Below are 23,494 nucleotides of genomic sequence, written 5' to 3'. Positions count from 1 at the left end.
CCTATAAGGCAGGCCCGTAGAGCCAGTTTGGAAGTAGAACCGCCATCTCCGGGAAGGCGATCAGGATCAACAGGCCGATGATATAGGCCAGAATGAAAGGCAGAACCGCGACGGATATCCGTTCAATCGAGATGCCCGATATGCGCGCCGCAACCGAAAGGTTGCCGCCAAGTGGTGGTGTCAGAAAGCCGATCTCGCAGGTGATGACGGTGAAGATGCCGAACATCACCGGATCAACGCCCAGAGACAGCATCAGCGGCAGGAAGACGGCTGTGAACAGAACGATCTGCGCAAGGCTTTCCATGAAGGTCCCGATGAAGATGTAGAAGATGCCGACCATGATCAGGATCAGGTATTTGTTATCCGTGATCGAGGTGATGCCTTCCTGTACTGCGGTCGGGACATCGTAGAACGCCGTCAACTGACCAAAGGCCAGCGTGGGTGCGATGATGATCAGGATCCCGGTCAACAATGCGGTAAAGCGCAGCGCTTCGATGATCTTTTTCAACGTCAGTTCGCGGTAGACAAACAGGCCGACCACGAGCGAATAGAAAACGGCCACGCCTGCGGCCTCGGACGGGGTGAACGCCCCACCGTAGATGCCGCCAAGGATCAGCACCGGTGCGCCAATGGACCACTTGCCATCCCATGCCGCCCGCAGGAACGGTCCCCATGAAAACGGCTCGCCCGTGCCCCCATACCCGCGGCGGCGGGCGATGATGTAGGTGGTGATCATCAAGAGCCCGGTGATCACGATACCGGGCAGAATACCAGCGAGGAACAGCCGGGGGATCGAGGTGTCGGAGACCAGACCGTAGATGATCAGGAGGTTGGAGGGCGGGATAAGGCTGCCCAATGCGCCGCCTGCCGCAGTGATGCCCGCTGCAAACGGCACATCATAGCCATCGCGTTTCATTGCAGGCACCGTGACCGACCCGATTGCCGCCGTTGTCGCGGGGCCAGAGCCTGAAAGTGCGGCAAACAGCATGCAGGCAAAGACCGTAACCAGTCCCATTGAACCGCGATAGGCGCCCACCAGCGTTGTGGCGATGCCGATCATGCGGGTCGCCATGCCGCCGACTTCCATCAGTCGCCCGGCCAGAACGAACAGGGGAATGGTCAACAGGGGGAAGGGCGTCAGGCTCCCATATCCGGTCTGCGCGAGCAGCGTGTAGGGGATGTCGATCATGTAGATGCCGACCGCAGTGGTGACACCGACAGCCACAAAAAGAGGCACACCCATGATGGTCAGGATAACGAAGGTTATCCCGAGAATGGCGAGGGGGCTCATAGGTGCAACTCTTCGTCGTGGAGATCACCGGATTCGTCCAACTCACCGGGCAGGCCAGTCTGTCCGTCGCGAAACCAGATCACGTAGGTCTGAAGAAGGCGCAGCAACATCGCGCCGTACCCGATGAAGAGAATGGTCTGAGGATAAAACTGGTTGATGCCCAGGCTCGGGCTGGTTTCTGTGAACCGCCAGAAGATATGGAGGTAGTCCCAGCTGACCCGCAGCATGAACAGACAGAAGCCCGCCCAGACAAAATCTGCAAGAAAGATGACGTATTTGCCGAACTTTACGGGCAGCGATTGGACGGCCACCATGATGCGAATGTGGAAACGCTCCCTGACACAGAGGGACGCGCCGGAATAGACGGCCCAGACCATTGCGATGGCGGCTGTTTCCTCGGTCCAGTGCAGCGCGATCTCAAAAATGTAGCGCGCGGCGACCTGGCTGATGACCGCGACTGAAATGATCACCAGACAGGTGCAGCAGATCAGTTCCTCAAAGTGGCGTTCCAGCCAGCGTACCGCACCCATGCCCGGCTCCTGAATTCATGTGAGGAGAAGTAAGAAAGGGAGGCGCGAACGCCCCCCTTGAGGGTGGCCTCAGTTGGCAGCCGCCTGAATTTTCTGAACCAGCTCGATGAACGCGGCACCGCGCTTTTCAGCAAACTCGTTCTGCACTTTCTTGCCTGCTTCCACGAAGTCGCCGCGCTCTGGCGTTGTCATGGCCATGCCGCCTTCTTCGACCAGCCACTGGCGCACTTCGGCCGTTTCATTCGCCACCTGTGCGCGCATCTCGATGCCGGCATCTGTTGCCGCGCGCAGGATCTGCTCGCGCTGCTCATCGCTGAGTTTCTTCATGAAATTGTCAGAGGCAAAAAGCGGGGCCATCGCAACGAAATGCTCCAGCACGACAAGGTGCTTTTCGAACTCATAGAACTTCATGTCGCGGATGAACGAAGTGCCGTTGTCACCGCCATCAACCGTGCCGGTCTGAAGCGCCGTTGGTGTTTCTGACCAAGCCAGGGGCACGGGGTTTGCGCCGAACGCCTCAAATGTGGCCAGCATCACTTCGTTCTTGGGGACGCGGATTTTCAAGCCGTCCATGTCCGCCATAGTGTTGATCGGACGCACGGAATTGAAGAAGTCACGGTACAGCGCGGGGCCAAAGCTCAGCAGATGGACGGATGTGTCTTCCTGTAGTTTGGCTTTCATGAAGTCGCCAACTTCACCGTCAACGACGTCTTCAAGGTGCTTTGCGCTTTGGAAGATGTAGGGCAGAACGGTCACATCCATCAGCGACCAATGCGGGGAGACGTTGTTTGATGTGATGAAGAAGCCATCGACCGTGCCAAGCTGCATGGCCTTGAAGGCTTCGTCTTCGGAGCTGATCTGGTTACAGCAGCGCAGTTTCACATCGACCGAGCCGTTGGTGTATTCTTCGGCCTTTTCCTCAAAGATCTTGCCGAAACGGCCGTAGAGCGATTCCTCTGGCGCGCCAAAGCCCAAGTTCATCGTGATGTCCGCAGCTAACGCCGAAGTTGCGGTGACGCCGACCAAAGCAGCCGATGCAAGCGCTGTTTTCAGGTTTAGGAATGTCATTGCTTTCTCCCAGTTGGTTGTCGTTTTGCTGGAAGCTTGGCACATGCGTTTTGTCGAGTATAATATCAAAATCATCTCCATTGATAGAATTTGGGTATCATGGCTCTCGATCTTCGTCACTTCCGATGCTTTGCCGCCGTTGCCGAAGACCTGCATTTTCATCGTGCTGCCAAGAAGCTCGGTGTTGCCCAGCCCGCGTTGAGCCGGACGATCAAGAACCTCGAAAGTGAGCTGGGGGTGACACTGCTGGACCGCACCAACCGGCGCGTGGAATTGACGGAGGCAGGCAAGTCGTTTCTGGGGGGCTGCAAGGATGTTCTGGGGCGGACCCAACGGATTGTCGAAGACGCCATTCGGGTCCACGGCGGCAACATCGGGACACTGCGGATCGGATATACAGACAATGCCATGAACGGCTGTCTGCCAAGGCTGCTCAAGGCTTTTCAGGTGGAGCACCCAGACGTCACACTGCTTTTGACGCATTCGGTCACGTCAGAACAGTTCAGCCAGCTTGCGGATGGCACAATCGATGTTGGATTGGCGACAGGCACCGTTTCCCGCGCGGGGCTTGAGAGCTTGCGCGTCCAAAGCGAGCGCTTTGTCTGCGTGGTCTATGATGGTCATCCGCTGTCTGGGCGGGCGTCCATCAAACTGGCGGAATTGTCTGATGAGCCGATGATTCAGGGCGACAGGGATCATTGGCAGCATTTCTATTCATATGTCGCCCCCCTGTTCCGGCGGGAAGGGTTTGAACCGCTTGTTGTGCAAGAGGGTCTGACAATATCCGATATCCAAAGGCTGGTGGCATGCGGCATTGGTATCGCGGTGCTGACCGAAACGGTCGCTGATGGTTTGCCCGCCGGGTTGCGGGTCATTCCGATTGAAGATGTCAGCGACAGGCTGGACACGATTGCCGTCTGGCGCACCGACAGGAACAGTGTCGCAAAAGACAGCTTCGTTTCCTTTTTCAGGGTTTCCATGCGCGATGCGTAAAAGGCAACAGATCGGGGCGCTGCATCTGTCGTGTTGCGGTTCACCTCGCTTTGGCCCCTGTGATGTGTTCGTCTGCGGGTGAACCGGCTGTCAGAGTGACGGGGTCGCATACAATGAAAGGGGGGCAAGCGCTGTGAACATGAGCAAGGAAGACCAGGTCCAACTGGTATTGCGGTACTTTGCGGCGGTGGATCGCGAAGATCTCAGCGGTGTTCTTGCGACACTTGCCGATGATTGCGTGTTTTCTGTCGAAACCCATGGTGTCCGGCTTGAAGGGCATGACGCGATTGGGGCGATGCTTGAACGGCTTTGGAGAAATCATGAGGCGGTGCGCCATCTCGATTTCACCTATGTGGCTGATCCCGACGTCGGGAGGATTGCTGCAAGGTTCAGGGTTGAAAACACAGAGCATGATGGCACGATCACACGAAAGTCCAACTGCAACTTCTTCGACGTCAGAAATGGTAAGTTTTCGGCGGTGGCTGTCTATATGGCAGGTGCAAATACGCTGAACGCATGATGCGGAAGCTGACAGAATGCCCGTTGACTGGTGCCTGACCGGCTGATTGGGTCGCAAAGCAAATGCAACGGGGCATCCGCCCGACCGGCTTTGCGTCACCCCAGCAGATCCACAACCTGTGCGAAAGCCATGGACGCTCTGGTTGCATTTCATCGCGCTGATCAGAAAGCGTTTTGAATAAAACATAACGTCGGCTAACCTTCGCTCATATTGTTTTTGAACTTGATTTTTCTGCTCGGGGACTGGGGTCGTGAAGAAATTTGTTGAAGTGCTGCTTTTTTGCGGCGTGAGCCTTGGGGTGGGCGCGTCTGCGCAGGCTGAAACGCTGAAGCAAGCGGTTCAGTACGCCCTGACATCAAATCCGGCGTTGAAGGCCACCCAGGCGGAGACGCAGGCCAGCGCGTTTGAGTTGATGGAGCTGCGCCGGGAGTACCTGCCGAAGGTTGAGGTGTTTGGCGAAGCCGGGTGGCAGCGGGTGGATGACCCTGCATTTTTGTCACCTGCAGACAACAACCGGGTCGGCGACCGCGCGCAAATCGGCGTCAACGCCAGCGTTGTGCTTTTTGACGGGTATCGCCGCGCAAATCTGGTCTACGCCAATGCGGCACGGGTGGATGGCAACATCTTCCGGATGCTGGATGCATCCGAGACGATGGCGCTCAATGCTGCCGAAGCCTACATTGATGTGATCCGCCATCGGTCGCTCATACAGGTGGCCCGGCGCAATGTTGCCACACATCAGCGGATTGCGCGGCAGGTGCGGGATCTGGTCGACAGCGGGCGGTTGCCCAGCAGTGATGCGCTGACCATCGATGACAGGATCAGCTTTGCAAAACTGGCGCTGGCCGATGTGCAACGGGGGCTCAGGGATGCGGAGGCACGCTACAAGCGCGTGATCGGCCGCGCGCCGGGACCGAAGATGCATCTGCAATTGGGACCGGTGCCAAGATCCCTCGATGCGCTGACCCAGAAAGCCATCAAGAACAGTTACCGCGTCAAGTTCGCGCAAACCCAGATTGACCAGAGCCAGTTCGAGGCGGAAGTGGGATTGTCCGAAGCCCGGCCAAAACTGACCCTGAACGCCGGCGTCACCCGCGACATCAACCGCAACGGTTTACGCGGCAGTCGAACGGATGAATACCTTGGTGTCGGGATGCGCTGGACGCTGTACCAAGGCGGGCGCAAAGCCGCGCGGAACGCCTATGCCCAGCACACCCAGCGCGCCTTGTCCGAACGCGCGGTGGCCGTGCGTGAGGTGGCTGAATTGGCGGCTCTGTCGTGGAACAACTACCATTCAACAGCAGAGCGCAATGCAATGCTCAAACGTCAGTTGCGGATCAACGGGCTGATCGTTGAGGTCTATGCGGATGAGTTCGCAGCGGCCAAGCGCACGCTTTTGGATGTGCTGGAAGTGGAACGCGCGCGTTTCAATGTGGAGTTTCAGAAGGTAAGTTCGGACGCGGGCCTGGCCTTTGGGTCATACCGGGTTCTGGCGGCGGGCAGTGCATTGGCCCAGCACTTTGGTGTCCGCAACAGCGAGATCACGATGGAGCCGAACTTTCAGGCCCGTGCAAAGAACAACCCGACCGGGGTTTTTGACGTTACCATTGAGCCGCTGAAATGACAGCCGCGCCCGACACCGCCGGATCGGCAGTGTCGCCCCCGAGCCCTTCGGGAGAGGACGCGCCGGGGTACGGTGTGGTCGCCTGGTTTGCACAATACTTCAACAGACCCTATTCGGCCGCTGCTGTCGCATCGCGCCTGCCTGCCGGAGCGGATCTGACCGATCCGGTGATGATGTCCCGCGCGCTGGCTGCCATCGGATTGAAGTCTCAACTGGTCAAACGCGCACCACACAAGATCGATCAGATTGCACTGCCCTACATCGTCTTGCGCAAGGCGGGCACGCCGCTTGTCCTCACGGCGATTGGATCGCCCAATGGCGATGCCCGCGTCGTTGACCCGGCACAGGCAGGCGAGACGCGGACGCTGGCCAAGCGCGACCTAAAGCGCGAGGTGCTGTCCGAAGTCCTGCTTGTCACGCAGGCCGACGACCGTGCCAGCCGGATGTTGTCCCCTGACACAAAGTCGCTTGGCTCACAGAAGGGGCATTGGTTCTGGGCACCGGTGCGTGCGAATTGGGGCAACTGGGTGCAGGTGCTATTGGCCGCGCTGCTTCTGAACCTGCTGACGCTGGCGCTGCCGCTGTTCGTGATGAACGTCTATGACAAGGTTATTCCAAACCTTGCTTTTGTCACGCTGTGGACGCTGGCCATCGGCGTGGGCATCGCGCTGGCGCTTGATCTGGTGTTGCGCACGGTACGCTCCAACATCCTGGAGAACATTGGCCGGCGGGTCGATCTGAAAGTCGCAGCACGGTTGTTTGAGCAGGCCATGCAGGTGCGCTTGCTGTCGCGGCGCGGTGGGGCTGCGGGGATCGCCAGCACGATCCGGGACTTTGAAATGGTGCGGGAGTTCTTTGCCTCTGCCACCTTTGTGTCGCTGATCGACCTGATGTTCATCGGCATTTTCGTGGCGGCGCTGTTTGCGATTGTGGGTCCGATTGCCTTTGTCCCGCTGGCGGCGGTGCCGGTTGTTTTGTTGCTGGCACTGATCGCGCAGATCCCGCTGGGGCGCTCTGCCGCGCAGGCGCAGCAGATGGCGACGAAGCGGCATGTGGTGTTGGTGGAGTCGTTGGCGAGCATTGAGACCATCAAGAGCCTGAACGCCGAACCGTTCATGCAACGCGAATGGGAAACCGCTGTCACAGCGTCGTCCCACATCAACGGGCGGACAAAGTTCTGGTCGGGCGTTGCCACCAACGGCACGATGCTGGTGCAACAGGCGGTCAGCGTCGGGATCATCGTCTGGGGCGTCTTTCTGGTCTCCCGCGGGGAGATTACCATCGGCGGATTGATTGCGGCGAATATCCTGGCGGGCCGCGTGCTGGCGCCGCTTGGCACGATCGCGCAAACGATCTTTCGCGCGCAATATGCGTTCAAATCCCTTGCAGCGCTCAACCGTTTCATGGCGCTGCCGGTGGAGCAGGGGGACGCGGTCAAACGCACGACTCATGTGGTCGAAGGGGCGGTTTCCCTGCGCGACGTCTGCCTGACCTATCCAGATGCCCAGCAGCCCGCGTTGAACAACCTCAGTTTCGAATGTGAGGCCGGCGCGTCTATTGCTGTGCTTGGCAAGGTGGGGTCGGGCAAGACCACAACGGGCAAGGTTATCGCAGGGCTGTTGCAGCCGGACAGTGGCACCATCCTGATCGACGGGATCGCCCAGAAACACTATGAACCCGCTGATCTGCGGCGGGGCATTGGCTATCTGCCGCAGAACCCGGATCTATTTACGGGCACCTTGCGGGAAAACCTGATGATCGGGGACGCGAACGCCAGCGATGAGGCGCTGCGTCGCGCGCTCTATTTCGCGGCGATGGACAGTTTTGTTGAACAATCGCCTGAAGGGTTGGACATGTTCCTGGGCGATCAGGGCAGCAAACTTTCCGGCGGCCAACGGCAGGGGATTGCGCTGGCGCGGTTGATCCTGCGCAGGCCGCGTTTGCTGTTTCTGGATGAGCCGACAAATGCGATGGACCAACAGATGGAAGCGACGGTCATCGCCCGTCTGCGGGAGCTGAACAACGAAGGCACCGGGCTGATCATCTGCACCCACCGCCAGACGCTGGCGGCGATGACCACCCGGTTGCTGGTGATGGATCAGGGGCGCGTTGTGCTTGATGGGCCGCGCGGTGAGGTCTTGAACAAGCTGCGTGTCGCCAGCACCCAGAAGGCGGCGGGATAGGCCATGTTCGGAAACCGGATAGAGGATGATTTCGCCAACAGCATCAACGCCGCACCTGTGGCGCTGAAGGACCGTTTTTCTTGGGCCTTGTTGTTGGTGATCGCGCTGGGGTTGGGGGCGTTTCTGGCTTGGGCGGCGCTCTATGAGATTGAGGAATCCGCGCGCGCGACAGGCCGGGTAATCCCCTCTCAACAGGTGCAGGTGGTGCAGAGCCTTGAAGGGGGGATCGTCAGTGCCGTGATGGTCCGGGAAGGCGACATCGTGGAGGCGGGCGATGTGCTGATGCAGATCGATGACACCCGGTTTGCCTCCGAACAGGGGGAGTTGCGGGAGCAATCCTCTGCCATAGCGGCCGAAGCTGCGCGGTTGCGGGCAGAGGCGGAATTTGCGCCTGAGCTGACCTTTCGGGATGAACTTGTTGACCGAAACCCGCGCGCCACGGCGGCGGAGCAGGAGGTCTTCGTGTCCCGGCGGGATCAGCTTGTGCGGGAGTTGGAGGTGCTGGATGCGCAATTGGTCCAGCAGCGCAGTGCTCTGGCGGAATCGCGGGCACAGCGGGCCAAAACTGCGGCCGTGATTGCGCCGCTCAGTGAAGAGGCTGAGCTGACCAAAGGCATGGTGGATCGCGGTGTTGTGCCCAGAATTGAACTGCTGCGGTTGCAATCACGATTGGCAGAGCTGTCCGGGGATATCGCGGTCAGTCTGGCTGCGGAACCGCGGATCAAAGCCGCGATTTCCGAAGTGGAAAGCCAGATCGAAGCGACACGGTCTGCTTATGTGCTGGCGGCGCGGCAGCGGCTGGCGAAGTTGCAGCTTGAACTGGCGGTCGTGCAGGAAACGCTGCGCGCTGCCAATGACCGGGTCACCCGCGCGCAGTTGCGCGCGCCGGTGCGCGGGACGGTGAACACCATCCACACGACAACGCTTGGCGCGGTTGTCCAGCCGGGTGCGGCTTTGGTGGATATTGTGCCGATTGACGACAGTCTGCTGATTGAAGCAGATCTGGGACCGCGTGACATTGCCTTCGTGCGCTTGGGTGAGCCCGCATCGGTCAAGATCACGGCCTATGATTATCTTGTCTACGGCGCGATGGAGGGAGAGGTGGTGCGCATCGGTGCCGACACGATCCAGCGACCCGACGGGACCGAGTTCTTTCGCGTCGTGATCCGGACCGACAGGTCCTATCTGGGCAGTGCGGACAATCCGCTGCCAATCACCTCCGGCATGATTGCATCGGTGGATATCCAGACCGGACAAAAAACCGTGCTGTCCTATCTGGCAAAGCCGATCCTGCGGGCGCAGTCAGAGGCTTTGCGCGAACGGTAGATCACTTCTTGGTGGAGGCGAACACACCGTCCCAATCGGGCGGCGGCGGGTCTGCCCGCATGGCCGCCACGCGGTCCCGAAACAGCGCTGCATATTGACCCATTCCGAGCTTCAGCTCCTGAAACAGTTTTTCGATCTCTGGCAATCCGGCCTCAACCCCATCCCAGTCCTGTGCGTGGTAGGCGGTTTGCATTTCCGCATTCAGCGCGAAGGCCTTCTGAAAAGCCGGCGTGTCGCGCAGCTCCTTGTCGCCCACCAGGGCGAAGATGTTCTCCGGAAGCTCTTTGCCGACAACGCGCACGGTATCGAGTTCGATGAGCGCAAAGTCCTCCATTGCTTCGGCAGCCGTACTGGCGCCCAGAATGATGCTCGCCCCATAATACCTTGATTGCCCCTCCAGCCGGGAGGCGACGTTGACCGGATCTCCCAGGGCTGTGTAGTCGAACCGGGTTTTGGTCCCCATGTTGCCGACAACGCAATTGCCCGTGTTGATGCCGATACCGACGTTGATCGTATGGACCTTGGTGGGGGTGGCAATGTTTGCCGCCCCCGATTTGGCGCGTTTCATCCGGGCCAGGCGCGCCTCGGCCAGCCGGCGTTTGTTGAAGGCATCAACGTCTGAGATCATCCGGAGCGCTGCCTTGCAGGCGGCGCGGGCGTGGTCATCATTGTCCAGCGGCGCATTCCAGAACGCCATGACCGCATCGCCCATAAATTTGTCGATGGTGCCTTCATAGTCCAGGATGCCATTGGACAGGATCGTCAGGAATTGGTTCATCAGGGTTGTCAGCCCGGTCGGATCATCCTTGAAGTCCTCCGCGATGGCTGTGAAGCCACGCACATCACTGAACAACAGAGTCAGGTTGCGGGTCTCACCACCCAGGGAAAGCCCTCCCTTGTTGGCACCAAGCTGGGCGACCAGGTCAGGTGAGACATAGCGCCCGAAGGCATTGCGGATCTCCCGGCGCCGTCGTTCCTCCCGCAGGTAGTTGACCGTGGCCATCAGCATGATCGTGGAAATGGTCGCAATGGCCGGAAAGCTGAGGTCGAGCAGCACGCGGCTGCTGTGGAACATGTAGTAGGACGTGGCGGCATAGCCGACCAGCAGCAGCAATGCGCCTGATATCAGCCAGCGCGCGGTGATGTTTGGTGCAAAGATGATGACCAGCAGACACAAGACCAGCGTCGACATCAACTCAATTGCGATGGTGTAGTTCGGGCGGCTCAACGCGGTTTGAGACAGAATGTTTTCAAGCACTTGCGCGTGGATCTCTACACCAGCCATGGCGACCCCCAGCGGGGTGGCGCGGAAGTCTTCCAACCCGATGGCGGACGTGCCGACCAGCACCAGATGATTGGCCAGCCGCCCCTCGGGCATGCGCCCTGCGATGAGGTCCGAAGCTGAGATGTAGCGCGACGGCGAAGAGGGGGTCAGGTAGGGCCAGAGCGTGCCGTCCCGCGCGGTGCTGACAAGCTGGCCGGCAACGACCACCCCTTCGATGCCAGCCTCATTGGTGCGCACGGCAAAAGCCTGGCCGCCGGTTGCGATGCGCAACAATTCAGGGGTCAGGCCAAGCCGAATTTCACCCTGCACGCTCATCACGATGGGCACACGCCGGTAGACGCCATCAGGGTCAGGGCGCGCGGTAAACATGCCATGCCCCGACGCCGCCGCTTCGAGTTGGGGCAGGTTTTGCACGGCATCGGGGAACTGAAGCAGAAACGGCATCGGATTAGGCCCAATCAGCGCATGGGGCACATCAACCATGTCGCGCTTGACATCGCTGTTGCCTGACGCGGTGCGCACGCTGGTTTGACCAACGATCACACGCGCTGACCGGAACGCTTCCGCCAGGATATCATCGTTGCTTGGCAGTTCCAGCAATTGTGCGCCCAGATCGGGTGGCATCTCGGGATTGTCGGCGACGATTTGTTCGGCAGACAGGCGGTCTGGCTCCGAAAACACAATGTCGAAGGCAATCGCCACTGCGCCTGCCTGCGTGGCCTTTTGCACCATCTCCGCGACCCGCGTGCGCGGCCATGGCCATTGCCCGATTTCCGCGAGGCTGCGGTCATCAATGTCCAGAATGGCGACGGGGAGGGGGGCAAAGTCGCGCGGTTTTGACTGGTGATAGAAGTCAAAAGTCGCGTTGCGCAGTCCGGCCACGGGTGCAGGATCCGCGATCCTGATCACCAACCCACAAAGCAATCCGAAGATAGCAACAACCCGGACCCATCCGACCCATTTGGAAAACCAATCTCCCATACGTTCCTTTTTGCCAGTATGGCCTCGAAGGCTGACACGGTTGATCCGGCGCACCTCGTCTGCGGCGTCTCAAATGCCGAATCACACTGTCGCACAAATTCAGGAATTTCACATCTCAGGAGCCGTTCCTGTTGCGAGGGTGGGGAGGTTATCGGCAAAACTTCAATCTATGGGTGCATTTTGCCTAGTTTTTTGACTCAATGGACCACAAGTCAGCGAAAATCCGCCCCAAAAATGACAATGTGTTGTAAGTTCTGATTTTTAGGAATTTTACCGTGTCGCTCTTTTCACAGATCCCATCTGATGATGGAACGAATTGGGTTTCCATCGAACCTGGCGCTGACGGGCGCCTTGTCGTTCCACACGCAAAACAGCTTTTCGGTGCGCAATTTCAGCGCATGGGGAACGATCTTCGCTTGTTGAGCGAAGGGGAGGACGCTTTGCGCGTCCCGGACTACTTCAGCACTGAGACGCCAGCAGATATCTATGCGCCAAATGGCGCGATGCTCAACGGGGCAGCCGTGTCCCGGCTTGCGGGCCCTCTGGCACCGGGGCAATACGCGCAGGCTTCGGCTCCCACAGCGGCAGAGGCGATTGGTCAAGTGGAGACGGTTGACGGCACCAGCTCTGTGCAGCGGGCTGATGGCACCGTTGAAGACCTCGGTGTTGGCGTCAAGATTTTCGCAAATGATGTCATCCAGACAGCGGCTGACTCCACGGTTTCTGTCACGTTTGTCGATGGCACGATCTTTTCGCTTACTTCGAATTCGCGGATGATCATCGACAATCTCATCTACGATCCACAAAGCAACGCGAACTCCGGTGGTTTCAATCTTGTCCAGGGCGGGTTCGTTTTCATCGCAGGGCAGGTTGCCAAGACGGGCGGTATGGATGTCAGCACACCGTCTGCCACGATGGGCATCCGCGGCACAACGGTCATCGCCGAAGTTCAGACGATTGATGGCGTGCTCACCACGGAAGTGAGCCTGACACGTGACCCGGATGGCAGCGTCGGCGAAATCCTGTTGCTGGATGTAGATGGCAACGTGGTGACCAACATCACAGGAACCGACAGCAAGTGGATACTGACGGCGTCCGGGGAGGCGTTTGAGGTCTCACGATCCTTGCAGGATGATGCGGATGATAACCTGCTGATCGCGGAAGCTGTTGGTGCCTATCGCAGCGCGCTTGCACGTGTGGATGCGGGAGAGACGTTCGTGTCTTTCGGTGAAACTCGCAGCGAACGGGACAGCGATGGTGTGGGCAGTGGTCCGGGGAACGGTCTGGAACTGGATTCCATTGATGAGCCGGAAGGCATTGACCCCGGTGACGCACCTGAATTCGACCAACAGGATGCAGATGATGTCCCCTTTGATGAGGGGCGTCTGCGGCTGGAAGAAGAGTTTCTGCCGCCTGACACTGTTGTCACAGGTTTGGAAGACCCGACGGAAGGCGTCATCTCAGGCGAGATTGCGCTTGATGGTGAAGTGGATGTGACCACGCTGGAGTTCGCGCTTCTTGATGATCCGCAGAACGGGACCGCAACTGTGACGCCCGACGGGCAATTTGAATATGTGCCCTCCCCCAATTTCAACGGGCAGGATCAATTCACCTATCAGGTAACCGATGGAAATGAGATCGACACCAGTGGTACGATTTTCATTGAACTGGAACCTGTAAACGATGCGCCGGAGTTTGCAGACGCCGCTGCGACAGTGGCCGAAGACGGCACGTTAACCGGCACGCTGACTGCGACGGATGTGGATGGCGATGCGCTGACCTACACGCTGGAGGACCCTGCGGCGCATGGGGGCGTGGTGATCCTCGAAGATGGTACCTACAATTACCGGCCTGATCCGGATTACAGCGGCACCGATGCGTTCTCTGTCCGGGTGACGGACCCCGGTGGTGCAAGTGCGGTCGCTTTGGTCACGGTACAGGTTGACGGCAGCAATGATGTGCCGGTCGTTGTGGAGACGGGCAGCGTCGTTGCAGGTGATGTGACCGAGGATGCGACAGACCCGGTCACGGGCAGTCTGATCGCTACGGATGCGGATGTGGGCGATACCCTGACGTGGAGCGGTTCGGCTACTGGCACTTATGGCACGTTTGAGATCACAGCGGGGGGCGATTGGTCATATACACTCACCCCCGGTGCGGCTGACGGACTGGGCGTGGGGGCCATTGAGACGGAACAGTTCCTTGCGATCGTGACGGACACGGCGGGCACGACGGACACCCAGCAGGTGACCGTTACGATCACCGGCACCAATGATGGCGCAGAAGTTAGCGGCGTGGCGTCGGCTGTGATTGCGGAGGATGCCGGAACGAATCTTGTCAGCGGCCTGTTGACCAGTGCGGACCCCGACAATGCCGACAACGCCTTTCAGGCCGTCGCCCCCGGTGCGGAGACCTCGGCTGGATACGGCACCTATGCTGTCACGGCAGCAGGGCTTTGGACCTATACGCTGGATAACGCCAATGCTGACGTGAATGCGTTGGCTCCCTCCAGCGCGCCGCTGACCGACAGTTTTGTCGTTTTGACGGAAGACGGAACCGCGCAGGAGGTGACGGTCACGATCACAGGTGCCAATGATGGTGCGCTGATTGCGGGTGTCTCCAACGGTACGATTGCGGAAGATGCGGCAGTGGAGTTTGTCACTGGCCTGCTGACAAGCACGGACGCGGATAACGCCAACAACGCCTTTCAGGCCGTCGCGCCCGGTGCGGAGACATCAGCGGGCTACGGCAGCTTTGCCGTCACGGCGGCAGGGCTGTGGACCTATACGCTGGACAATACCAATGCCGAGGTGAATGCGTTGGGTCCGACAAGTGCAGCACTGACAGACAGTTTTATCGTGCGCAGCGAAGATGGCACGGCCCAAGAGGTCAGCATCACGATCACCGGCGCGAATGACGGTGCCGTGGTTGCAGGCGCAGCAATCGGGACACTTGCGGAAGACGCAAGTGTCGACTTTATCACCGGCGTGCTGACCAGCGCAGATGCTGACAATGCAGACAACGCGTTTCAGGTGGTGGCGCCGGGTGCTGTGACAGCGGCGGGCTTTGGCACCTTTGCCGTCACCGCAGCGGGTCTGTGGACCTATACGCTTGACAACGCAAACGCCGCGGTCGATGCGCTGAGCGCCACAAGTGCGCCGCTCACTGACAGTTTCACCCTGCGCACCGAAGATGGGACCGAGCAGGAAGTCACCGTGACGATCACGGGGACCAACGATGCCCCATCTCTGACCAGTACCGCTGATGATGCGTCCGGATTCCTGACCGAAAGCACGGACATTTCCTCTGTCACGGGGCAATTGACCGCCACGGATCCCGACGTGGGCGCAGTCTTGACATGGCGCGGTGGCGAGGCGGGCACCTACGGCATATTTGAAATCACCGAAGGTGGCACATGGACCTATACGCTCAGCAGCGCGGCGGAAGGTTTGTCTGTTGGAGAAACCGCCACAGAGACCTTTGATGTCTTTGTCAGCGATGGCCAGGGCGCTGAGGTTGGTCAGACTGTAACCATTGAGGTCGCAGGCACAAACCAATCCCCAATCGTGTCCGCCACCAGCATCATCGAGACAGTGCAAGACACCTCCGTCCTTGGCCAATTGACCGCCACTGACGCAGAAACCGCGCCCACAGACCTGATCTTTGCGCTGGGTTCGAATGGCCCCGCGGCAGGTGCGGTGACGGTCAATGCGGATGGCAGTTTTGAATACACGCCCGATGCCGGTTTTCAGGGTGTCGACCGGTTTGACTACACCGTCACGGATGCTGACGGCGGCGTCTCGACCGCGCGCGTCGAGGTGGAAGTGGAAAGCGAAGAAGGCGGAGCCGATGATGGCCGCTCGGCAACGCTGGACATTAACATTGTGCCCACTGACACGGCTGCGGGTGGCAGCGTCGCCATCACAACGGCTCAGGCGGAAACCAATACGATCAATCTGTCCATCGCAATGGACAGGTCCGGCAGTATTGGCCGGTCGGGTTGGGAAGATCAGGTCGATGCGGTGCTTGATGCGCTCGATACGCTGGCCCAATCCTTCGAAGGGGCGTCAACAGAGGTGGTGGTGCAGATCATTACCTACGCCACAACCACAATTGCCTATGCGCCGGTCGAATTGCAGGACTTCGACATTGCCCGCTCAACCCTGGTCAACAGCTATGAGAGCGGCAGCACCCGTTGGGACCGGGCCCTGGCAGATGCGCAGGACTTCTTTGACACGCAGAACGGCACGGGAAGTGCGGATACCAACTATCTGTTCTTTATCACAGATGGACAGCCAACTGTACCGCCGGACTTGCCTGCAAATCAGGGATGGCAGGCCATTTCAGAAGACCTCAGAACCGATGGCGGCGATGGCTACACTGTTCTGATCGAGGCTTTCGGCATTGGCGCGGAATATGACACCGAAAACCCGCCGCCCGAGTTGACGGAGCTTGCAGGAAGCGCACCGACCTTCCTTGCCGAGCCCAGCCAGTTGACCACGGCATTGGAAGCCTCGCCCGTCTTTAACCCGGTCCTGACCGATTTCACGCTCACGCTGGAAGTCGATGGCGGCCCTGCACAGGTCATTGCGACCGAAGACAGCCCCACATTCGCGACGCAGTCGCTGGAATATGAAGTGGCACTGGCAGAGATCGCGGACATCTACCTGCTGCTGGGCGAAAACAACCGGTTCAGCGCCACTGCACAGTTTGACCTTGATGGGGACGAAAACACGTCGGAGATCGAGCTTTTCTCAACCGAAGTGCTGGGCATCGCGGATACCGCGCAGACGCTGGATGGGCAGTCCGAAAGTGACCTGCTCTTTGGCAGCGGGGAGGGCGATCGCTTGCTAGGTGGGGGCGGCAATGACCTGATCATTGGCTTTGGAGGGGACGACACGCTGAATGGCGGGTCCGGGCAGGACACCATTCTGGCAGGCGCTGGCGATGATCGGATCTTGCTGTCCAATGCCCCAACGACGACCGGAGAGCGCGTGGAAGGTGGTGCGGGCCGTGATGTGCTGGAAGTCGTCGGGATCGGCGGCAGCATCGATGGTGATCTGCTTCCCATGTTGGATCTGAGCGGTATTGAAGTGATCGACATGGACAATGCGCAGGCAAACACGTTTGACATTGTCTCCTTGGGGGATGTGTTCGATCTGTCCGGTTCGGGGGATCTGGAGATTGCGGATCTGTTGGGGACATCCGCTGTGGCCAATGTCTCCCTCTTTGGGGATGCGGATGACGCCGTCGTGCTGGAGAATACCGCCACAACGGAATTCCAGTTGGCCGATGGCGTTACGGTAACGGATGCCAACGGGACGGAAATGGAAATCTATCAGTACTTTGGCAACGGTGCCTTGCTGGCGACGCTGTCGATAGATGCGGAAGTAGAGGTTGCCGTGACTGTCGCCTGACGGCGGCGGCCGCATCACTGTTGTCTATCGACAGTTTGGCGTGACCCTCTCTGGCTGCAATCTGCGCTGGGTATCAGCAGGATCACCTTTGGCTCGGGTTGCCGAACTTGCAGAGCTTTTCGACGGTTTTTCGACAGGCATTCAGCGAACACCGAAAGACTTCCGGAACACGCGCTACCAACCTGAAGGCAGCCAATGGCGTGATCCGCGTCTTTTCCTGTGCAAGTTGCGCGAGGGGGGCGGGTTATTTGCTTGCAGATTGCCCCCAAAATGGCTGATCCTCTGTTCAGTCATTGGATTCAGAATGACAGGATTTCTCGCAAGAAGGATGCCGCCAGTGCGCTATGAACGGCCTGAAACACTCAATGATGCCACAAGCCTGCTCGCTGAGGCGCAGGGAACCGCGTTTGTCCTTGCCGGGGGGACGGATTTGTTGGTCCGGATGAAGAATGATGATTTCGACGCGGATCTGGTGATCGACATCAAATCCATCGATGGCATGGGCAGCGTCGTTGAAACGGACGACGCCTTTGTGATCGGTGCGGCAGTGCCGTGCGCGGCTTTGGCCGAGCATGCAGCGTTGAGCGCGGCCTGGCCCGGTGTGGTGGAGGCCGCGAATCTGATCGGCTCCACGCAGATTCAGGGCCGGTGCACGATGGCGGGTAATCTGTGCAATGCCTCTCCAGCGGCAGACAGTGTGCCTGCCTTGGTTGCCGCAGGCGCACAGGCAAAGGTCGCGGGGCCGGGTGGCACGCGGATGGTCGCTGTTGAGGATATCCCGGCGGCACCGGGCAAGACATCGTTGCTGAAGGGCGAGATCATTGAGGCGATTGTGCTGGCCAAGCGTGCCGCCGGGTCAGGGGATGCGTATTTGCGGTTCATTCCGCGCACGGAAATGGACATCGCGGTTGTCGGTGTCGCGGTGAACCTGACGCTGGATGCGGCGGGCAAGGTCGATACCGCGCGGGTCGCGCTGGGGGCGGTAGCTCCGACGGTCTTGTTGGCGGAAGATGCCGCACAGACGCTGGTCGGCACCACGCTGGAGGACAGCGTGTTGGAAACACTGGCGGCGCAATGTTCCGCGATGTGCAATCCGATTGATGACAAACGCGGCACCATCGCGTTTCGCAAACAGGTCGCGGGCGTGCTGGCGCGCCGCGCGGCGCGCATTGCATTTGACCGGGCAGGAGGCACGTCATGAGTTCTATTCCAGTATCCACCACGATCAACGGCGATGAGGTTGAATTTCTGTGCAAACCGGATGAGACCCTGCTGGATGTTCTGCGTAACCGTTTGGGGCTGATGGGCGCCAAGGAAGGCTGCGGCACCGGCGATTGCGGTGCGTGCAGCACCATGATGGATGGGCGCATTGTGTGTTCCTGCCTCGTTCTGGGGGCCGAAGCGCAAGGCAGCAGCATTGAGACCATTGAAGGTATGGCGGACGGCAGTGAACTGCATCCGCTGCAACGCAAGTTCATCGAACATGCCGCCTTGCAATGCGGAATCTGCACACCGGGTTTTCTGGTCGCGGCCAAGGCGTTGCTGGACCAGAACCCGGATCCGACTGAGACAGAGATCAGGTTCTGGCTGGCGGGCAACCTCTGCCGCTGCACCGGCTATGACAAGATCGTGCGCGCGGTGCAGGATGCAGCATTGGAAATGAGGGGAGAAGAGGCATGAGTTTCGACGCGACATATCACGAGCAAAAGCTCAAATCCGTTGGCACCCGTCCCGAACGCCCCGACGGGGTGGACAAGGTTACCGGGCGCGCGCGCTATGGCGCTGATTTCAACATGCCGGGCCAATTGGTGGGCCGTGTGCTGCGCAGTCCGCATGCCCATGCGCGTATCGTGTCCATCGACACAAGCCGTGCTGAGGCGGTCAAAGGCGTGAAAGCGGTTGTGACGGCGGATGACCTGCCTGATCTGACGAACGGGGATCAGGACCTTTACAACATTCTGGACAACTGCATGGCCCGCGAAAAGGCGCTGTACGACGGGCACGCGGTTGCAGCGGTCGCGGCGATTGATGCGCATGCCGCGCGTGAAGCGTTGAAGCGGATCGACATTGAATATGAGGTTCTGCCCCATGTCGTCGATGTTGATCTGGCCATCACACCAGACGCGCCGGTCCTGAACGAGGCGGTGTTCACTGGCGGCGTTGAACCCGCGCCCACCGCACCCTCAAACCTGTCGAACCGGGCTGAGTTTGGACACGGCGACGTCGACGCTGGTTTTGCGCAGGCGGATTTCATCGTCGAACGCTCCTACAAGACAGAGCAAACCCATCAGGGCTACATTGAGCCACACGCCTGTGTGGCCAACTGCAATTCGGACGGCACGGCAGAGCTTTGGGTCTGTACCCAGGGCCATTTTGTTTACCGCCAGAACTGCGCGGATCTGCTGGGGCTGGAGGTGTCGAAACTGCGCGTCACCTCCTCCGAGATTGGTGGTGGCTTTGGCGGCAAGACCCACGTCTGGGCAGAGCCTGTGGCGCTGGCCCTGTCGCGCAAGGCCGGCCGGCCGGTGAAACTGGTGATGTCGCGCGAAGAGGTGTTTCGCGCCTCTGGCCCGACGAGTGCCACATCAATCGACATAAAGATTGGTGCGACCAAAGATGGCAGGATCACTGCCGGTATGGCCACGCTGCGCTACTCCGGCGGCCCCTATCCCGGCGACTGGGCCGAGATTGGTGCGATGACGTCTTTTGCCTGCTACGATCTGGAAAACGTCAAGACAGTGGGTCTTGAGGTGCTGGTGAACCGTCCCAAGGTTGCCGCTTACCGCGCGCCTTCGGCGCCGATGGCGGCATTCGCGGTTGAGAGTGCTGTGGATGAACTGGCCCATCAGATTGGCATGGATCCGGTCGATTTCCGCATCAAGAATGCGGCACAAGAGGGCAGCAGGTCTTCGTATGGGCCGGTTTATGGCCCCATCGGGATCGGACCTACTCTGGATGCCGCCAAGGCGCATCCGCACATGAGCGCGTCTCTGGGTAAAAATCAGGGCCGGGGCATGGCCTGTGGGTTCTGGTTCAACTTTGGGGGACAGACCTGTACCGACCTCAACGTCGGCGCGGATGGCACTGTCACCATTGCTGTCGGCACGGTTGATGTGGGCGGGTCGCGCGCGTCGCTGTCCCTGATCGCGGCTGAGGAGTTGGGCATTGCCTATTCGGACGTGAAAGCCGTCATCGCCGATACCTCGACGCTGGGCTACAATGACATGACGGATGGTAGCCGCGGCACGTTTTCGTCCTCCATGGCGACGATTTCGGCGGCCCGAAATGCAATCGACGTGATGCGCAACCGCGCGGCGCTGATGTGGGATATCCCGGTTGAGGATGTCTATTGGGAAGAGGGGCATGCCAAGGCCGCAGGTTCCAAGTATGGCAACCTGTCTCCGCTTTCCGTGGCGGAGATCGCGGCGGAGGCTGGCAACACCGGTGGCCCAATTGCAGGTCACAGTGAACTGGTGGCGGACGGCGCTGGCGTGTCCTTTGCGACGCACATCTGCGATATCGAAGTGGACCCGGAAACCGGAGCAAGCAGCGTTGTGCGATACACTGTCATTCAGGATGCGGGCAAGGCCGTGCATCCGTCTTATGTGGAAGGACAGTATCAGGGTGGTGCGGCGCAGGGCATCGGCTGGGCGTTGAACGAGGAATATGTCTACGGCGCGGATGGGCGTTTGCAGAACCCCGGCTTTCTGGATTACCGGGTGCCGGTCTGTTCTGATCTGCCGATGATCGACACACAGATCCTTGAGATCCCGAACCCGAACCACCCTTACGGTGTGCGCGGGGTGGGGGAGACGTCGATTGTGCCGCCGCTTGCAGCGATTGCCAACGCTGTCTCCAACGCGGTTGGGGTGCGGATGTCGCATGTGCCTGTGTCCCCTCCGCGCATCCTCGCGGCCTTGAACGCGGCAAAGGGTGGCTGATGGTTCAGGTGACGCTTTGGGGTGGGTTGGTGCCGCTGGCGGAGAACCAGAAAACCCTCACTGTTGAAGCGGACACCATTCGCGAATTGCTGCGCAAGCTGCAAGAGCGGTATCCGGGCCTGAGCGGTCCGATCAAGAACGACGTGGCCGTCGCGGTGGATGGTGTCATCTACCGCGACGACTGGTCACGGAAGATACCCGAAGGTGCTGAAGTTTTCCTGATGCGGCGGCTTGCTGGCGGGTAGCGTGCCGGACTAATCCTGCGCGGCGATCTGAGGCAACTCCCTTCGGAACGGTACATTGGGCATATCGCCCTCGCCGATTTCACGGGCGTAGCGGTGACCGGCGTAAACCGCAGCTGCGATCGTGCCGGGGGCGAGGCAGTCGCCAATCCGAGTGAGTGAAGGAAGCCCAGCCTGAGCGAGGGATTGATAGAGCGCGTCCACCGGATTGCGCATCGTTACCAACACCGTGCTGTCCGCCTCCACATCCTCTTGCGCACCCGAATAGCCACAAGCGAGCGTCACCTTGCCGGGCGCGATCCGTGTGAGGTTATGAGACAGCTTGATCTTCACACCCATCTCCATCAGCCGGGACTGAATCTTGTGTTGCTCCAACGTCTGGTAGGTCCATTCTGACACATGCGCGGCGGGGGTGACGAAGGTCACGTCGATGCCATCCTTGCGCAAGACCTCTGCCATCAGACCGCCCATGTAGAAATGATCGTCATCAAAGATCACCACAGGGCCATCGGGGCGGTCCCCTGCCATGATGTCATCTGGTGTCAGAATGCGGGCCGGGGAGGCGATGGAAATCCCGCGCGGGTTCTCGCGGCCAATGCCGTCGGCGGCCCACTTGGCTCCTGTGGCAATGACCACATGGTCAGCGGCAAACTCCTGCACGGTTTCGGGTGTCAGCGCGCTGGCCAGAAAGGTCTCGACATTGGCCATCTGGCTGATCTGCCAGATGCGGTGGTCTACAACGCGGCCCCATTCCGAGAGGCCGGGCAACCTACGTTCAGTGATCAACCGCCCGCCAAGAACCTCTGCCCCATCCGCCAGCGTGACGGCGTATCCGCGTTGGCCAAGAGCGCGTGCCGCTTCCAGCCCGGCCGGGCCAGCGCCGACGATCAGAACGCTTTCATCCGCGTGGCGCGGGGCGATCCTTTCAGGATGCCAGCGTTTGCGCCATTCCTCTCCCATGGTCGGGTTCTGGGTGCAGCGGATGGGCACGAACATGTTGTCGCCGGAGACGCAGATGTTGCAGCCAATGCACTCGCGGATGTCCTCAACCCGGCCCTCGTCGATCTTTTTGGGCAGAAAGGGATCGGCGATGGACGGGCGGGCGGCACCGATGAAATCCAGCACGCCGTTTTTGACCAGCGACACCATCGTGTCCGGAGAGGTATAGCGCCCGACGCCAACCACCGGCTTGCTGGTCACGCCTTTGACCCAGCGGATGTAGTCTTCCTGATACCCGGCGGCCTTGAAACGCGAGGTCGCGCTGTCGTTCTCCCAGCCGCTGATGTTGACGTCCCAGAGGTCTGGCACCTCTGCCAGCATTTCCACCAGTTCGCGGCCGTCGCCGTCGCTGGTGATGCCCTGTGGCCCCATCAGCTCGTCAACGGAAAGGCGGATGGCGATGGCACAGGTGTCACCCACAGCGTCGCGCGTGTCTTCAAGCGCTTCACGCAACAGACGCGCGCGGTTCTCAAGGCTGCCGCCATAGGCGTCGGACCGGCGGTTGCGGTAGGGTGACAGGAAATGCGAGATCGTGGAAAGCTGGTGTCCCGCGTAGACGTAGATGATGTCGAACCCCGCATCACGGGCGCGGATCGCGGCTTCGCGGTGCCAGCGGCGCAGGTTGGCGATGTCGGACAGATCCATCGCGCGGGCCTGAACCGGGTCGTGTAACGCGACGGGCGTATGGCTGGGGGCCATGGGCACGTCCCGGCTGTAACGGTTGGCCGCCATGGCGCCCGCGTGGTTCAATTCACACCCCACAAGCGCGCCGTATTCATGGACCGCTTCACACATACGGGCCAGCACGGGCACATCGCGGTCGTCCCACAACCTGCCGCCCATCCAGGGGGAGTGATCGGCAGAGGGGTGAATTTCCACCTCTTCGGTCGTCACGACGCCCCAACCACCTTCGGCTTTGGTGCGCCGCATCTCAGTCATGGACGAAGGATAACTGCGGCCCATGCCGTTGCAGTGGGGCACTTGGTAGAACCGGTTTGGCGCGGTCACTGGCCCGATCCTGACCGGTTCAAAGAGGATATCAAACCGGGGATCACGGGTCATGTCATGGCTCCTTCAGAAGCGTATGAGCGCGC

At 59.9% G+C, this 23,494-nt stretch carries 15 protein-coding genes; 10 read left to right on the top strand and 5 right to left on the bottom strand.

Annotation, left to right across the window (positions count from 1 at the left end):
- Nucleotide 1 precedes the first annotated feature (1 nt).
- From Q1A91_RS01960 to Q1A91_RS01950, 3 genes are all read right to left on the bottom strand, one after another.
- Nucleotides 2-1,291, bottom strand: a complete 1,290-nt coding sequence (locus Q1A91_RS01960; protein ID WP_299872070.1) for a TRAP transporter large permease — start codon at nt 1,289-1,291, stop codon at nt 2-4.
- Nucleotides 1,288-1,821 carry a TRAP transporter small permease gene (locus tag Q1A91_RS01955; RefSeq protein ID WP_299872067.1) on the bottom strand — a complete coding sequence of 178 codons (534 nt, stop codon included), beginning with the start codon at nt 1,819-1,821 and terminating at the stop codon, nt 1,288-1,290. The genes Q1A91_RS01960 and Q1A91_RS01955 overlap by 4 nt, the downstream gene beginning before the upstream one ends.
- 69 nt (nt 1,822-1,890) lie before the next feature.
- A complete protein-coding gene (locus Q1A91_RS01950) occupies nt 1,891-2,889 on the bottom strand; it encodes a TRAP transporter substrate-binding protein (protein ID WP_299872064.1) in 999 nt (332 codons plus the stop codon).
- A 99-nt stretch (nt 2,890-2,988) separates the two neighbouring features.
- Here Q1A91_RS01950 and Q1A91_RS01945 point away from each other — a divergent pair, with 99 nt between their 5' ends.
- The 5 genes from Q1A91_RS01945 to Q1A91_RS01925 all read left to right on the top strand — a co-directional run bounded on the left by Q1A91_RS01945 (nt 2,989) and on the right by Q1A91_RS01925 (nt 9,535).
- Nucleotides 2,989-3,882: a LysR family transcriptional regulator gene (locus Q1A91_RS01945; protein ID WP_299872062.1), complete on the top strand. Its 894-nt coding sequence runs from the start codon at nt 2,989-2,991 to the stop codon at nt 3,880-3,882.
- A 139-nt stretch (nt 3,883-4,021) separates the two neighbouring features.
- Nucleotides 4,022-4,402 carry a nuclear transport factor 2 family protein gene (locus Q1A91_RS01940; protein WP_299872059.1) on the top strand — a complete coding sequence of 127 codons (381 nt, stop codon included), beginning with the start codon at nt 4,022-4,024 and terminating at the stop codon, nt 4,400-4,402.
- A 250-nt stretch (nt 4,403-4,652) separates the two neighbouring features.
- Nucleotides 4,653-6,026 (top strand): TolC family protein, encoded by a 1,374-nt coding sequence (locus Q1A91_RS01935; RefSeq protein ID WP_299872056.1) that lies wholly within the window; start codon nt 4,653-4,655, stop codon nt 6,024-6,026.
- Nucleotides 6,023-8,209 carry a type I secretion system permease/ATPase gene (locus tag Q1A91_RS01930; RefSeq protein WP_299872052.1) on the top strand — a complete coding sequence of 729 codons (2,187 nt, stop codon included), beginning with the start codon at nt 6,023-6,025 and terminating at the stop codon, nt 8,207-8,209. The genes Q1A91_RS01935 and Q1A91_RS01930 overlap by 4 nt, the downstream gene beginning before the upstream one ends.
- A gap of 3 nt (nt 8,210-8,212) precedes the next feature.
- A complete protein-coding gene (locus Q1A91_RS01925) occupies nt 8,213-9,535 on the top strand; it encodes an HlyD family type I secretion periplasmic adaptor subunit (protein WP_299872049.1) in 1,323 nt (440 codons plus the stop codon).
- Between the two features lies 1 nt (nt 9,536).
- Here the strand turns inward: Q1A91_RS01925 and Q1A91_RS01920 are convergent, their stop codons facing one another.
- Nucleotides 9,537-11,729 carry a CHASE2 domain-containing protein gene (locus tag Q1A91_RS01920; protein WP_299872046.1) on the bottom strand — a complete coding sequence of 731 codons (2,193 nt, stop codon included), beginning with the start codon at nt 11,727-11,729 and terminating at the stop codon, nt 9,537-9,539.
- Between the two features lie 470 nt (nt 11,730-12,199).
- Between Q1A91_RS01920 and Q1A91_RS01915 the strand changes: the two genes are divergently transcribed.
- From Q1A91_RS01915 to Q1A91_RS01895, 5 genes are all read left to right on the top strand, one after another.
- Nucleotides 12,200-17,218 (top strand): VCBS domain-containing protein, encoded by a 5,019-nt coding sequence (locus Q1A91_RS01915; protein WP_299872043.1) that lies wholly within the window; start codon nt 12,200-12,202, stop codon nt 17,216-17,218.
- 304 nt (nt 17,219-17,522) lie between these two features.
- Nucleotides 17,523-18,419 carry a xanthine dehydrogenase family protein subunit M gene (locus Q1A91_RS01910; protein ID WP_299872039.1) on the top strand — a complete coding sequence of 299 codons (897 nt, stop codon included), beginning with the start codon at nt 17,523-17,525 and terminating at the stop codon, nt 18,417-18,419.
- The gene (locus Q1A91_RS01905) at nt 18,416-18,898 is read left to right on the top strand and encodes a (2Fe-2S)-binding protein (protein WP_299872036.1); all 483 of its coding nucleotides are present in this window, start codon (nt 18,416-18,418) and stop codon (nt 18,896-18,898) included. The genes Q1A91_RS01910 and Q1A91_RS01905 overlap by 4 nt, the downstream gene beginning before the upstream one ends.
- A complete protein-coding gene (locus Q1A91_RS01900) occupies nt 18,895-21,159 on the top strand; it encodes a xanthine dehydrogenase family protein molybdopterin-binding subunit (RefSeq protein WP_299872033.1) in 2,265 nt (754 codons plus the stop codon). The genes Q1A91_RS01905 and Q1A91_RS01900 overlap by 4 nt, the downstream gene beginning before the upstream one ends.
- Complete coding sequence (locus tag Q1A91_RS01895) at nt 21,159-21,404, top strand: MoaD/ThiS family protein (RefSeq protein ID WP_299872031.1); 246 nt, start codon at nt 21,159-21,161, stop codon at nt 21,402-21,404. Before Q1A91_RS01900 ends, Q1A91_RS01895 begins: the two co-directional genes overlap by 1 nt.
- A 9-nt stretch (nt 21,405-21,413) precedes the next feature.
- Here the strand turns inward: Q1A91_RS01895 and Q1A91_RS01890 are convergent, their stop codons facing one another.
- On the bottom strand, nt 21,414-23,462 hold the full coding sequence (locus Q1A91_RS01890) for an FAD-dependent oxidoreductase (protein WP_299872029.1): 2,049 nt from the start codon (nt 23,460-23,462) through the stop codon (nt 21,414-21,416).
- Between the last annotated feature and the right edge of the window lie 32 nt (nt 23,463-23,494).

It is taken from the genome of uncultured Sulfitobacter sp., from assembly GCF_947500075.1.
Taxonomy (GTDB): Bacteria; Pseudomonadota; Alphaproteobacteria; order Rhodobacterales; family Rhodobacteraceae; genus Sulfitobacter.
This window is presented reverse-complemented; position numbering and strand designations above follow the sequence as displayed.